General features: G+C 47.0%; 14 protein-coding genes. 1 reads left to right on the plus strand and 13 read right to left on the minus strand.

Features of this window, described 5'->3' with window-relative positions; all coding sequences use genetic code 11:
- Positions 1-96: 96 nt before the first annotated feature.
- From FXV78_RS17755 to FXV78_RS01325, 7 genes are all read right to left on the minus strand, one after another.
- Positions 97-1,116 (minus strand): ABC-2 transporter permease, encoded by a 1,020-nt coding sequence (locus FXV78_RS17755; RefSeq protein WP_004841791.1) that lies wholly within the window; start codon positions 1,114-1,116, stop codon positions 97-99.
- Positions 1,117-1,660: 544 nt separating this feature from the next.
- Complete coding sequence (locus tag FXV78_RS01300) at positions 1,661-2,221, minus strand: cob(I)yrinic acid a,c-diamide adenosyltransferase (RefSeq protein ID WP_004841792.1); 561 nt, start codon at positions 2,219-2,221, stop codon at positions 1,661-1,663.
- Positions 2,222-2,251: 30 nt separating this feature from the next.
- Positions 2,252-2,581 carry a glycerol dehydratase reactivase beta/small subunit family protein gene (locus FXV78_RS01305; RefSeq protein WP_004841794.1) on the minus strand — a complete coding sequence of 110 codons (330 nt, stop codon included), beginning with the start codon at positions 2,579-2,581 and terminating at the stop codon, positions 2,252-2,254.
- Positions 2,578-4,392, minus strand: coding sequence for a diol dehydratase reactivase subunit alpha (locus FXV78_RS01310; RefSeq protein WP_004841795.1), 1,815 nt, complete (start codon positions 4,390-4,392; stop codon positions 2,578-2,580). The genes FXV78_RS01305 and FXV78_RS01310 overlap by 4 nt, the downstream gene beginning before the upstream one ends.
- Positions 4,389-4,781 carry a diol dehydratase small subunit gene (locus FXV78_RS01315; protein WP_004841796.1) on the minus strand — a complete coding sequence of 131 codons (393 nt, stop codon included), beginning with the start codon at positions 4,779-4,781 and terminating at the stop codon, positions 4,389-4,391. The genes FXV78_RS01310 and FXV78_RS01315 overlap by 4 nt, the downstream gene beginning before the upstream one ends.
- Positions 4,782-5,450, minus strand: coding sequence for a propanediol/glycerol family dehydratase medium subunit (locus FXV78_RS01320; protein ID WP_004841797.1), 669 nt, complete (start codon positions 5,448-5,450; stop codon positions 4,782-4,784).
- Positions 5,451-5,461: 11 nt separating this feature from the next.
- Complete coding sequence (locus FXV78_RS01325) at positions 5,462-7,126, minus strand: propanediol/glycerol family dehydratase large subunit (RefSeq protein WP_004841799.1); 1,665 nt, start codon at positions 7,124-7,126, stop codon at positions 5,462-5,464.
- A gap of 290 nt (positions 7,127-7,416) precedes the next feature.
- Here FXV78_RS01325 and asnA point away from each other — a divergent pair, with 290 nt between their 5' ends.
- Complete coding sequence (gene asnA / locus FXV78_RS01330) at positions 7,417-8,427, plus strand: aspartate--ammonia ligase (protein WP_004841800.1); 1,011 nt, start codon at positions 7,417-7,419, stop codon at positions 8,425-8,427.
- Positions 8,428-8,481: 54 nt separating this feature from the next.
- Here asnA and FXV78_RS01335 read toward each other — a convergent pair whose 3' ends face one another.
- The 6 genes from FXV78_RS01335 to thiM form a co-directional block, all read right to left on the minus strand.
- Positions 8,482-9,087, minus strand: coding sequence for a C39 family peptidase (locus FXV78_RS01335; protein WP_004841803.1), 606 nt, complete (start codon positions 9,085-9,087; stop codon positions 8,482-8,484).
- A complete protein-coding gene (locus FXV78_RS01340) occupies positions 9,080-10,609 on the minus strand; it encodes a Na+/H+ antiporter NhaC family protein (protein ID WP_009244840.1) in 1,530 nt (509 codons plus the stop codon). The genes FXV78_RS01335 and FXV78_RS01340 overlap by 8 nt, the downstream gene beginning before the upstream one ends.
- Positions 10,610-10,742: 133 nt before the next feature.
- The gene (gene thiD, locus FXV78_RS01345) at positions 10,743-11,537 is read right to left on the minus strand and encodes a bifunctional hydroxymethylpyrimidine kinase/phosphomethylpyrimidine kinase (protein ID WP_004841807.1); all 795 of its coding nucleotides are present in this window, start codon (positions 11,535-11,537) and stop codon (positions 10,743-10,745) included.
- A gap of 16 nt (positions 11,538-11,553) precedes the next feature.
- Positions 11,554-12,213: an HAD family hydrolase gene (locus tag FXV78_RS01350; RefSeq protein ID WP_004841809.1), complete on the minus strand. Its 660-nt coding sequence runs from the start codon at positions 12,211-12,213 to the stop codon at positions 11,554-11,556.
- Positions 12,210-12,845 (minus strand): thiamine phosphate synthase, encoded by a 636-nt coding sequence (thiE, locus tag FXV78_RS01355; RefSeq protein ID WP_004841810.1) that lies wholly within the window; start codon positions 12,843-12,845, stop codon positions 12,210-12,212. The genes FXV78_RS01350 and thiE overlap by 4 nt, the downstream gene beginning before the upstream one ends.
- The gene (thiM, locus tag FXV78_RS01360; RefSeq protein WP_004841812.1) at positions 12,832-13,650 is read right to left on the minus strand and encodes a hydroxyethylthiazole kinase; all 819 of its coding nucleotides are present in this window, start codon (positions 13,648-13,650) and stop codon (positions 12,832-12,834) included. Before thiM ends, thiE begins: the two co-directional genes overlap by 14 nt.
- Positions 13,651-13,846 lie beyond the last annotated feature (196 nt).

Genomic DNA, 13,846 nt, shown 5'->3' on the forward strand with positions numbered 1-13,846 from the left:
TTCTATTATACCGCGTTGCCATCCCTCTTACAAGAAAGTCCATCAAAAAAACACACTCTTCCCAATGCTTTCCACATTGGAAAAAGTGCGTCTGTGTTACTTATCTTCGTCATCCTGATCCGAAAGATCGATCTCCACGATTTCTACATCATCATCCTCATCATCCCAGAACTCATCCAGATCTTCATCGAAATCTTCATCCAGATCCTTATCCAAATACTCATCTTCTGTAACAATCTCTTCTGACACGATCAGATCTTCTTTCATCACTTCTTCGTCTTCCTCATCCTCGTCATCGTCTTCAAATTCATCTTCAAATTCCATTTCCAGCTCTTCTGCATGAGGAACAGCCGCTGTATGTACTTCTTTCTCTGCCTGCTTTTCTTCTTTAAACTCTTCATCCAGAAGAGCTCTGGCTTTATCCACTTCATTCTCTGTGGAATTCTGTTCGCGAATCTCCGCAGCTTTTTTCAGATGCAGCTTTTGACGCTTTCCGGATTCCATCAGAAACTGTACCAGAATTCCAAGGACTGCCAGCACCGCAAATGCCAGCGTGACCATCCAACGCTCTAATTCAACTCCTGCATGACCCAGCAAAACAGTTCCCGCCTGACTGATGCATACAGCACCGGTCACTCCTGTAAGAAGCATCAGAACCGGAACAAAAAGCTTAATCGTCAACAACGCAAATACCAGACCAATTCCAACACACACCAGCAGCCAGATCAGATTCGCCGGCCGGAGCCAGTATATACTTAGTGCTGCTCCAAGTACAAAGGCAGTCACAAACATTCCTGCCCGCTTCAAAATTGCAAACACGATTGCCAGAATAATCCCTGCCGCAAGACCAATAATCCCGCTCAGTGTTTCATCTGACGTAATCTGCATCGCCACAGCCGCTGCTGCTCCTGTTCCAATCACAAAAACTGTCAGAAATGACCAGAATCTTGCCAGCTTCAATCCAAAGAAACAGCTCAGAATTCCCAGTAATACCGTAATTCCAAGCGAAATAAGCACAATCTCTGCCAGCTTGTCTGCCATTCCAAGCCGCTCTAATGCGGTCGGCAAAACTTCCTTTTCCTGCAGCCATCTTCCTATTTCATTTATCATATCCATTGTACCTCTCCCTTATTATCTGAATCTGTCAATAGCAACCTATATTTTACCAACTTTTTCAGAAAGATACAACAGAAAGATGGATGCAAATCTTTTATTTTGATTCACATCCATCTTTACATTGTTGGCTCAATCACCTTTTCTACCTCTCTTCACTTATTAATAAGTCCTGTTTTTAAGATTTACTGTCCTGGCGGTCTGTACCTTCCTTTCTTAAGTGATTCTCATTTTCTCGCTTCCTCGATAACCCTGCCCCTCAAATGAATTTTACTTCTCTCGTAACTTTCTCGTCATTACGATAATTTCTTCATTTTCACCGGTTATCTTTCCTCGCTTCAAATGAGTGTTTGTTTCATCTGTTTTATTTGTTGACTTTATATTAGCACTCTTTTTTAATATTGTCAATGGTATTTTTAGTTTTTATATATTTTATTTTATAATTATCTGTCTTTTTATCTTTCTTTATTTATTTTACAGTTTTATTGTTTTATGTAAAAACCAAAAGGCCGTATACCAGTGCTTTTTCTGATATACGGTCTTTGTCTTAAAAATTCTTCATCACATTCTGGATCACTGTCTCCCGCAGCTTTCCTTCCTCTGTATTTCCTGCCTGATGATCTGCAAATCTTGCTTCTACATACAGATAATCTGCAAGTCTGTTCACATACTGCATGGCTTTTGCATCTGCTCCGTAATTCTGTGCCACTTTGCGGAATCTCCGCTCTGCCCTTCTTGTCACAGCCCGCGCAATATCCAGTCTTGCGGAAAGCTCACATCCTCCGTACAAAACAAAGTCCCTGGCTCTCGGAAACGCAGCTTCCAACTCATCGATCTGATCTTCCAGATGCACAGTCTCTTCTGCGCTCATGCGGTAATCCAGATTTCTCGGATCTGCCACTGCTGCCATGATCTTCATCAATGTTCTCTGAATCTCTGCCAGATTCGTCTTCAGATGATCCTCTGAAAGCACTTTTGCATGTCCGATATAACTATTCAGTTCATCGATCGTCCCGATCAGCTCGATCCGATCGTCTGCTTTCGAAACACTCATCCCATTTGCAAGAGAGGTATTTCCGCCATCACCTTTTTTGGTATATACTTTCATTTGCACATTTCCTTTCCCGGAACATTTTCGCTATTTAAAGGGCTGTTTTTTAATCGCACGGGCACTGTTTGCTCCCACTTTTCTGCACTGCTCTTTTGTCGGAGACAGATATGCCTCGATATTACGCCCTTTCTCAAGCCCCCGCATTTTCAGACAGACGGCCGTTCCAAAAATCCCGATTCCGGATCCCAGCATGGAATCCCGTGCCGCTTTATAGGAAAGCTTTTCCATACATTCATCCGGAAACTCTGTAATCTCATAAAACACACCCTCTTCTTCCACTCCTGCACAGACTTCCCGCAAAATTGCTTCATCTGCCAGATGTGTATATATAAAGATTGAAGGTTTCTTCACTATCATCGCTGTTCTCCTATATATGAAAGTACCAGCCCTGTTGCAACTGCATTTCGCGGACCTTCCTCTCCCCGGATATTTCCACGTCCGCACACGATCCGAAATTCTGAAAGTTCTTCCATCAGCATTTCCGGAATCTCAAAATCCTCCGCAGACCCGCCGACTAAAACAACATTCGAAATATGTTTCAGATCCTGCCCTGGTGCCACTTTCTTCAATGCACGAAATGCATTGGTCACAAACACTTTACGTTTTGCCTCTCTTCGCACCTGCACAATCTTCTCCATCGGGATATCCTGTTCCAGCCGAATCATTCCATCCTCCGTAAGAAGGACCACTCTTCCGTAAAACCTCGGATCAATGGACTGCTCCACAAATGTCATCTGTCCGTTTTCCATCCGCATATGGAACAGACTTTCCACTTTGGCAAGCGGGTACTTTTTAATCTGCTCTGCCATGTGCCGGTCTCCCAGACCAAGCTCTGTCTCGATCAGCATGGACACAAGCTCTCCCGCACCTGCCTGATGCGTCATAGATACCTTTCCATCCTCGGAAATCACCGCTGCATCCGTAGAACCGCCGCCCATATCCAGAATTGCAAGCGGAAGGCTTGTTCCGGGAGTCGTCAGGGCTCCGAGACTGGCCATAACCGCTTCCACGCCTGCCACCATCACGTTTACACCCAGTTCTATCCGTAATTGTTCTGCAATCTTCTGCATCGGAAGATGCCTCGTCTTTACCATCGCCGCGATTCCGACCGCTTTCTCAAGACAGGTCTCTCCTGCCAGGGCACCGGAAATCCGAACCGGTGCCATCGTATCCACTGCCAGAATATCAGTAATATGAATCTCTCTCTTCGCAGTCTCATCCAGATTTTCCATTCCCTGTTTGATCCTTGAGAACATATTGCCCACATTGGTGTCATGCTCTCCTTCCATATCGTAGATCGTACCGGCATCCGAAACTACCTGCATGATCTTCTCGGCACCTTCATCCAGATCAACAACTGCGTCCTGATCTGCATGGAGACAGATTTTTCCTGCGGGAAGAAGATTCTCCCGGATATTGCCGCCCGGTGTTTTTAAAACGACCGCACTTCGCTTTCCGATCAGACTTTTCGCAATCGGCGTGATCATCCGCGTCTGCTCTGCATCCAGTCCGAGCAGCGTTGCAATCCCGTACGGGTTGGAAAGCATACGGATTGTCTGTCCCGGAAGCGCCACTTCGATCGCTGCCAGAACATCATCCGGAAGCTTTTGAATTCCCGCCACCTCATCAATGATCGGCACTTTTTCTTCCAGACGATTCTCCACAAGAACCGCCTCATCTGCCTGCAGGATCACACCTGTGATCGTCAGCCGCTTCCTCTCTCTGTTGATAACTTCTGCGATCTCCTCATAGGATGCGGCTGCTTTTGCAAATACAATATACGGCGTTCCCGGCACGCCTTCCCGGATTCGCTCAAAATCCAGCGTTTTTCCGACTGCCTGCCCTGCACCTGCAGGGGTAGACGGGTTATGTCCGATCATGGAAGAATCTGTAATGATCGTCTCTGTAAGCGTCTCCATTGCTGTATCTCCGATAACCGGCGCGGCTTCATTCAGGCGGATCAGGGAAAGCGCTTCCGTCTCCATCCCAATCTTTCCCATAGCTTCTTTCAATGCTGCCCGTATCCCATGAACATTGGCAATGGTCCCCTTCGTTCCTGTCGTCTTACAGGAAGCACTGCTTAAGAAATGGACCTGTGCTCCCCCGACTTCTCCGATACAGACTTCTGTTGTAGAATTTCCAATATCAACTCCGGCAATATATGTCAAAGCAGAATCCCTCTTTTCTCATAAACCTCTGCCGCTTCCATTACAAGGCGCGCACAGTTTTTTGCATTGTATTTTTCCAACAGCTCCTGTGCCATTAAAACCAGTTCCAGCTTTGTGGAACGATTCGGACGAAGCTTATCGTACATCTTTAAAATCACATCATCCGGAACATCTACCAGTTCTGCAGCACGTTCAAAATTCTTTTCCATCGGATCATTGCCGTTTTCTTTTGCCACCTGTCCCTGTGCATAAAGCATTTCTTTTGAAATCTTAATGTCATCCGGGGCAATCTGGTTTCTCATCACTGCATCCAGCGTGATCTCATCCAGTTTTTTTCCTGTCTTGGATGCGATCTGTTCTCTTTCGTGTTCACCTAACGGGTACTGCATTTATCTTTCCTCCCATTCAACAATTCCAACTTCCGGATCCAGCTGCTCTGTCTCCGCAATGTGCATCAACGCTGCCTTCACCTGATATTTTGGTCTGGACATCGGATCATTTGTACATGGAATCGGCACTACCTGCTCACCCTTTACATATTTGGCAGCATTCTGTCCGATCTGACGGTAAGTCTCCAGATTCATCAGAGGCGCCTGCGGAAACAATTCCAGATTGGAAAGCGGATAAAGGTCTCTCTGATGGATCACGGTTGTCCCTTTCGACTGGATGCCGATCCCGATTCCGGAACCAGAAAGCTTTGCCGCTTCCAATGCCATAAAACAGACATCGGATGTATCCAGTATTTTGACCACTCTCGGGATCATTCCTTCCTCTTCAATTCCCGCTTTCACATTTTTCAGAACATCTTCCAGTAAAATACCGCAGATGGTTCTTTTAATCTCTTTCTGGAATGCAGCTCCTACTCCGATCACAACTTCCTTTGGATCTGTCCCCTGCTTCGCCCGCGGATAATCTCTGTAGGATGTCTTTTCTTCATTGATCCTGTCCCGCCCTGCCATAGAAGGCACCTCGGAAGATGTATGTGATCCAGTCTCCTGCCCCATCTCCGAAAGAACGGCATTGGTTATCTGTTTAATTAACTCTTCACTAATCTGCATGATCCTGCCTCCTATATATCCTGTGGGTTGATGATGTGCGGGATCTTCTTGATCTCTTCCCAGCGCTCTCCCTGTACCCGGTATCCGGTTCCAGGTCCCATATAGTCATTCGGTGTATTGATGCCGGACAATACATGGAAGTCTTTGTCCAAAATCGCTGCTGTCTGCATGTAATCTCCGACCACACGCTGCTTTAACATACTCAACACACTCTCTGCCACATCCACAAATCCAGTCTCTGCCAGCGCTTTTACGACATCGATTCCCGTGATGCCGCGTTTTAATACATCCTCAGCCGCCATCAGATCCGCGGTCACATCCCGATCCAGTGTATCTTTGCTTCCATGTGCGTAGGTAACTGCCTCCACCTGCGCATCTGTCACCGGTGAAAGTCCCAGCTGTGTAAACACTGCCTGCACCGCTCTTGCAGCCTTGTTTCTGACATGAATGACTTCTTCTTCCGTTACCGGGCGAAGTCCTCCGTCTACCTGCATATCTCTCTGTAATACATTGTAATCATCAAAGTCTTCGGCATCAAAGTTCGATCCCGCAAACATATTGTCATAGTTCGGCTCTGCCGCATAGCCGGAGAAGATAAAGTCTGTTCCCGGCAAGAACTGCAGCATCGTTCTTGCAGTACGGCGCATATCGGAGTTGGAAAAGCTCTGGTCATTGGAAGATGCACACTCCAGCCCAAGCAGCGCTGCCACAAGGTTTTCCGCGATGACTTCCCGGATACCGGACGGTACGGAACCTGTCACTCCGATACAACTTACAGATCCATTCTGGATTCCCTGACTTCCAGCTCCCTTTGTCGCATACAGACAGCGGCACTCCAGATACAGCATAGATTTCTTTTCACTGCTTCCCATCAGCACCTCGGAACCGGATCCTGATGTAAAGCGGACCTTCAGTCCTCTGGAAGCATACGCCGAATTCAAAAATGCTTTGGAATATGGTGTATCATCCCCATCGATAAACACCTTTTCCGTTCCATATACAGAGAGTGTCTCTGCATAAGTCGTCAGTCCGCGGATTCCCAGCTCCAGCTCTGTTGCTTCCTCTGCGGAGCACTGTGTCAGCACACCCGGACGCCCCACCTGAGAACCAATCAGAAGCGCCATGGCACTCAGAGGTGCATATCTGGCAACTCCCATAGTCGTCTCTTCCTCCGCAAATCCACGAAGAGCTCCCTCTGCCGCGTCCGCTGCAATCTGTACCGGATCATCTTTCAGATTTGTGATGTGCGCCTGATTTCCCGGTGTTCTTCTCGCACGGATCTTCTGCATTCCCATCATCAGCTCTACGACATTCAGATGATTCATAACCTCTGTCATCTTTGCAGGCGTGATTCCTGTCACAAGCTCCAGAATCTCTTTTCTGGACACATGAATATCCACGATCATGCGCGCGATCTCCAGTGAAGATACTGCCATGGACGCTTCTGCACGCTCTACGTTCATCGCATAATCAGCGATAAACTGATCGATAAAATCAAAGTCCCCTCTCTTTTTCCCATCCAGTTCCACAATTCTGCCGTTTGCTACTTTCACAGACGGCTTTGGATCATACGGACTTGTCATTGCCACAAATCCCATTTCCGGCCATTCATTGATATATCCGTCAAGATTTACCGGGCGCTGATCCAGTGTCTCAATTCGTTTTGATCTTCTCATGTTCGTTCTCCTAAATATGATATCTCCTACACACTATAGTTGTATTATACCTTAAATCCAAAAGAATCGCAATCCGGATCGTGGTGAAATTGTGCACAAATCCACATTGTTTTCAAAAGAAATCAACAAAAACCCTCGCATTTTTCTTCTTTTTTCTCTGTGATTTCTATTTTTTGATGCTTTGTCTGCATTCTCCCATTGACTTCCATTTTTTCGGACTGTAAAATAGACCTATCTTTTTAAATAAGAACAAAAACTTATACAGCTTACCTACGAAAGGAGTTTGGCATATGGAACACTTAACCATCCCACAGGGGTATGTTTCTCCCCTGACAATCCGCGAGACTGAGGTGGCGATCAAAGAGATCAAGGATTATTTTGAACGCTCCCTTGCAAAATCACTGCATCTTACCCGTGTATCTGCACCTTTATTTGTAAAACCGGAATCCGGTCTGAATGATAATTTAAATGGTGTGGAGCGCCCGGTTTCGTTCGGGATCAAGGAGCAGGAGGACACTCCCGCGGAGATCGTGCATTCTCTGGCAAAATGGAAACGCTATGCACTCAAGCACTACGGTTTTCATTCCGGTGAAGGTCTTTACACCGATATGAGTGCCATCCGCAGAGATGAGGATACGGACAATATTCACTCTATCTACGTAGATCAGTGGGACTGGGAAAAAGTGATTTCCAAAGAAGAACGAAACATGGAGACACTGCAGTATACAGTCCGCAAGGTCTACAGTGCACTCAAAGAAACAGAAGATTATATTTCCAGACGGTATAACTATATCGAGCCGCTGCTTCCGGACGATATCTTTTTTATCACATCCCAGGAGCTTGAAGACCTGTATCCAGGATGTGACGCCAAGGAAAGAGAGCACCGGCTTGCCAAAGAAAAGGGAGCGATCTTTGTGGCACAGATTGGAAAAGTTCTCGCTTCAGGTGAAAAGCATGACGGACGCGCCCCGGACTATGATGACTGGGAATTAAACGGTGATATCATCGTCTACTACCCTGTACTGGACATTGCCCTGGAGCTTTCCTCTATGGGAATCCGCGTGGATGAAGAAGCGCTTGCAAAGCAGTTAAAGCTTTCCGGATGCGAGGACCGCGCAAAGCTTCCGTTCCAGAAGTCTCTGCTGAACAGGGAACTGCCTTACACGATCGGCGGCGGAATCGGACAGTCCCGTATCTGTATGTATTATTTGCGCAAGGCACATATCGGAGAGGTACAGTCCTCCCTCTGGCCGGATGACATTTACAACTGCGCACTGGAACACGGAATCCAGTTATTATAAAAGAAAAACAGGAGTCTGCTGATTTTGAATCGATCAACAGACTCCTGTCCTTCTTTATTTCTTTTTTACTGCCACAGCCTGCATATGCTGTGCTTTGTATCTGTCTTCTACAATCTCTTTCGGATAGCGGATCACTCCATTGTTCTCATACGGATCATTGAAATAATATCCTTCTTCATCATATCCGATCAAAAGCATACAGTGCTCATTGGAAATCCAGGTAAATACTTCCCCGCTGTTTTTTAATTTCCACTGTGGGCCCGTGATCGGTTCTCTCATATTGATACACGCCCAGAGAATCACCGGCATTCCTTTGTCAATGTACTCTGTTTGCAAAGTTTTTATCTCTGTTCCCGTAAGATCCAGCACCTCATACATTTCACCGATCGCTTTTTTCAGCGCCTGAGTGATCACCGGTGCATAGCAGCCAAATGACTCCTCATCATAGGGACTTCCACAAAAATATTTTGTGGGATCCGGACCGTAAAGCTCCCCCTCACGAAGTTCAAACTCCTGCCTGTCCAGATATTGCTCAATAAATTCATCCACAGACATTTCGTATCCCAGATACCTAAGCAGCATCACAGCCGACACACTCTCGCATCCGGTCGGATAACGCACACTTTGATCCAGATACGGCACATCAATTACATTACGCATGCTGTTCCTCCGCATCCTTTTTCTGCTCTCGTCTCTTCAAAACCGTCAGTACTGCAAACAAGATCAAAAGACTGCTGCCCAGTGCAGCCCACCAGATCTTCACGATTCCTGCGATCAGATATCCTACGATACAAACTGCCGCCACGACCATGGCATACTGCATCTGAGTGGATACATGATTGATGTGATTGCTCTGTGCACCCGCAGAAGACATTACTGTTGTATCTGAGATTGGAGAAATGTGATCTCCGCATACTGCTCCTGCCAGAACTGCCGCCACAGAGATGATCATCATTTCCAGATTTTTCTGTCCCGGGAACATCGCTACTACGATCGGCACCAGGATCGCAAAGGTTCCCCATGAGGTTCCTGTTGAAAATGCAAGAAAAATCGCGATCATAAACATCACCGCAGGCAGGATCACGCTTGCCGAAGCATTTGTTCCCACCAGATTCTCTACAAATACTCCAATTCCAAGGGCATCTCCCATTCCTTTTAAGGACCATGCAAAAATCAGGATCGCCACCGCCGGGATCATCAGTTTAAAGCCTTCTACGAAGCTGTCCATAAATCCCTTAAATGTAATGACCTTTCTCGGCAGATATAAAATCAACATAAATAAAATCGTAACAGAAGTTGCAAAAATCAGACTTGTCTCTGCATCACATCCGGAAAAGGCAGTGAATACATCGGTTGCTCCGCCCAGATATCCGGTGTAGATCATAGCCCCGATCGCAGACAGGATCAGAACCGCTACCGGCAGGATCAGATCCATCACTTTCCCTTTTTCTGATGCATTTTCTGTCTCAACTGTCTCAAATTCTTCCGCACCGCTTGTGAAGAGATCCCCGTTTGCAGCATTCTTTTCATGACGCTTCATCTGTCCGAAATCAAATCCTGTGATCACCACAAACAATACCATTGCCAGTGTCAGAAGCGCATACAGATTGTAGGGAATCGTTCTTAAAAACAGCTGAAACCCTGTAATCCCCGCATCGTCCGGCACATAAGAGTTGACCGCAGCCGCCCAGCTTGAAATCGGCGCGATGATGCAGACCGGAGCTGCCGTGGAATCAATGATATACGCCAGCTTCGCTCTGGAAACTTTATAGCGGTCTGTCACCGGACGCATCACGGAACCGACCGTCAGACAGTTGAAATAATCATCTACAAAAATCAGCACCCCAAGTCCCGTTGTTGCAAGAAGCGCGCTTTTTTTGCTCCTGATCTTGCTTCCTGCCCAGTTTCCATAGGCGGCAGAACCTCCTGATTTTGCCATCAACACGATGATCATCCCCAGAAGCACGTCAAAGATAAGAATATTCAGATTCATGCTTTCTTTCATAATTTCAAAAAATGACACAAAAGAATCCCAGGGAGAAAATCCTGTATACAGCAGTGCCCCCACAGCAACTCCTACAAACAGGGAGCTGTACACTTCCTTTGTGAGAAACGCAAGCACGATTGCAAGCAGCGGCGGCACAAGTGACCACCAAGTTCCGATAAACATAGAACCATCCATTTTTTCTTTCATCCTCTTTTCTATTACTTTTCCACATGATAATACCCTGTCCTGGCTCCGGCACTTGCCTTGTCATAACAGGGTATCCTTTCTTATTTTACTGGATGATGCATAAATATGCAATTATAATTTTTTATTCGTTCCTGTTCCATGCAAATGCATGGTTCATCGGCCCACTTCCGGCTCCCAGATCCAGCTTGAACTCCAATGCATCTGAAAGATACTGCTTTGCTCTTTTTACAGACTCTTCCAGTTCAAATTCTTTCGCCAGATTGGCTGCGATCGCACTCGAAAGCGTGCATCCTGTTCCGTGAGTATTCGGATTCTCTATTCTCGTTCCGTAAAACCACCGCATCGCTCCGTCTTCTTTCCACAAAAGGTCATTGGCATCCTGTCTTTGATGACCTCCCTTTAACAGTACACTGCATCCAAACTGTCTGCCGATCATTTCTGCTGCCCTCTCCATATCTCTTTGTGTCTGAATTTCAATTCCGGACAAAAGCTCAGCCTCCGGGATATTGGGCGTGATCACCTCAGCAATTTTAAAAAGCTTCTCCTGCATCGCGCAGATTGCATCCTCCCGGATCAGCCTTGCTCCGCTTGTCGCCACCATAACCGGATCCACGACAATATGTGCTGCCTCGTATTGCCTCAATGATCCTGCGATCACCTCAATCAATTCTGTGGACGATACCATCCCGATCTTCACCGCGTCCGGTCTGATATCTGTAAAAATGCAATCCAGCTGTTCTTTTAAAAATTGCGGAGACAATTCCAGAATATCACGTACTCCGGTTGTATTCTGTGCCGTCAGCGCCGTGATCGCACTCATCGCATAGACTCCGTTTGTCGTCATTGTCTTGATGTCCGCCTGGATTCCGGCACCGCCGCTGCAGTCGCTTCCCGCGATCGTCAGTCCTGTCTTCATCGATGTCATGTGTTACTTACATCCTTCCTGTTATCATTTCTGTCAGTTGTTCATCGAAAGACTTCAGATAAATATCCGCTGTCTCTCTGATTTTTTCCTGTTCCTTGTTTGCTTTGTCATAGACAGCTGCTGTAGAAAACCCTGCCTTTTTTGCAGTCTCAATGGCATAGAGTGCATCTTCCACAACCAGCGCTTCATCCGGCCTGCAATTCATCTTTCTCGCCGCTTCCAGATAAATGTCCGGCCTGTCTTTTCCTGCACCAACCTCGCTGCAGAATAACAGCTCCGTAAAATACTGCCGGATCTCCAGCCGCTCACACGCCTGTCGGATACAGTCTTGATCTCCTGAGGTCGCCAGGATCATGGGGTATCCTTTTTGTTTGAATTCTGCCAGAAGCTCTTTTGCCCCCGGTTTTAATGTCACTTCTCTTCTGTAAAAGGTTTCAATCTGGCAGTGGATTCCCTCCAGAACATCTGCCACACCAACCGGCAGGTGGTAGCGATCGATCAGATACTTTGCTCCCTGCTCCAGACTCATCTCAAACAGAATCTCTCCCAGATTTGGTTCCGGCTCGATTCCCAGTGTCTCCAGATAATGATCCGGAGCATGCTCCCAGATTTCCATGGAATCCAACAGTGTTCCGTCCGCATCCCAGATGATCCCCTTGATCGTCATTGGATCGCCTCTACTTTCTTTTTCAATTCTTCTGCTGCCAGCTTCGGGAAATCCTGCGCAAAGATCGCACTGATTACTGCAATCCCGTCGATTCCCGTTCCTGCAAGCTGACTGACATTTTCTGCGCTGATTCCGCCGATTGCTACGACCGGAATCTGCACTGCCACACAAATGTCACGAAGTGTGGCGTGTTCCACTTCCACCGCATCTGCTTTGGAGCTGGTCGGAAATACTGCTCCCACTCCCAGGTAATCTGCTCCATCTTTTTCTGCCTTTATAGCCTGCTCCACAGTCTGTGCAGACACACCAATGATCTTGTCCTCTCCTAAAATCTCCCGCACCTTCCACGCGGGCATATCATCCTGCCCCACATGTACACCGTCAGCTCCTACTGTACGGGCGATTTCTACATTGTCGTTGATCACAAACGGAACTCTGTATGCGGCACACAACTTTTTCATCTCCTCTGCCTCCTGCAGAAAGTTTTCTGTATTCAGATCTTTTTCCCTCAGCTGCAGGAATGTCACCCCGCCTTTTAAGGCCTCCTCTACCTGGTGATACAGCGTGTCGTTTTTCGTCCAGCTTCTGTCCGTCACTGCATATAAAAGCAGAGATTCCTTATCGCACCTCATAGTTTGCTCTCCTTTCCAGTTCTTCTCCGGTCAGATTGCAGACCGCATCAATGATCCGGTTTCTGTAGGTGGAATTGCCGTCTCCCGGCTGCATATTTTCCCAGCCGATCTCACCTGCTGTTCCCATGATACAAACAGCCGCTGCCGCCGCATCCAGCATTTCTTCCGGATTCGCACACAAAAATGCAGTCAGCATCCCGGAGAGCTGACATCCGGTTCCTGTAATCTGTCCCATTTCTTTTCTGCCGTTTCGGATCACATAACAACGTTTGTCATCTGCCACCAGATCGATCGCACCTGTTACTGCCACGATGCATCCACAGGATTTTGCAAACGCTTTTACAAATGCCACTGCCTCCTCTAAAGTCTCTTCCGTAACAATATCCGTCTCACAGGCATCCACTCCTCTTGCACCGCCCATGCCGCCGGAGAGAACTTTGATCTCTGACATATTTCCACGGATTACAGAAAAGCGGACTTCCTGCATCAGTTTCACTGCTGTCTGTGTGCGAAGAGTGCTCGCACCGGCTCCAACCGGATCCAGAAGCACAGGATGTCCCAGTTCGTTTGCCTTCTTTCCTGCCAGGAACATACTTTCAATACTGCTCTTGTGAAGCGTTCCGATATTGATGTTCAACCCCTGACAGATGGTTGTGATTTCCTGCACTTCCTCCGGCTCATCCGCCATGATCGGGCTGGCACCACATGCCAGGATGATATTCGCCACATCATTTACGGTCACGTAATTCGTGATATTATGTACCAATGGGCAATGATTTCTCACAGTTTCCAGATATTTTTTCATAAATGTCTCCTTTCAGACCTGAAGTTGTTTTTTGGAATCTGCTGCCTTATCGCACAACAAAGCGGGTACACCAATGTATGGCATACCCGCTGTCTCAGCTTTTCTATCCCTACGTTGGCATTATCCAAATCAGGTCACAGGTCGAAGCGATTCAGCTTCCTCTCAGCCTGCTTGATACGCAAGCTCCCTTGTTTTT

This window comes from Mediterraneibacter gnavus ATCC 29149, assembly GCF_008121495.1.
GTDB classification, from domain to species: domain Bacteria; phylum Bacillota; class Clostridia; order Lachnospirales; family Lachnospiraceae; genus Mediterraneibacter; species Mediterraneibacter gnavus.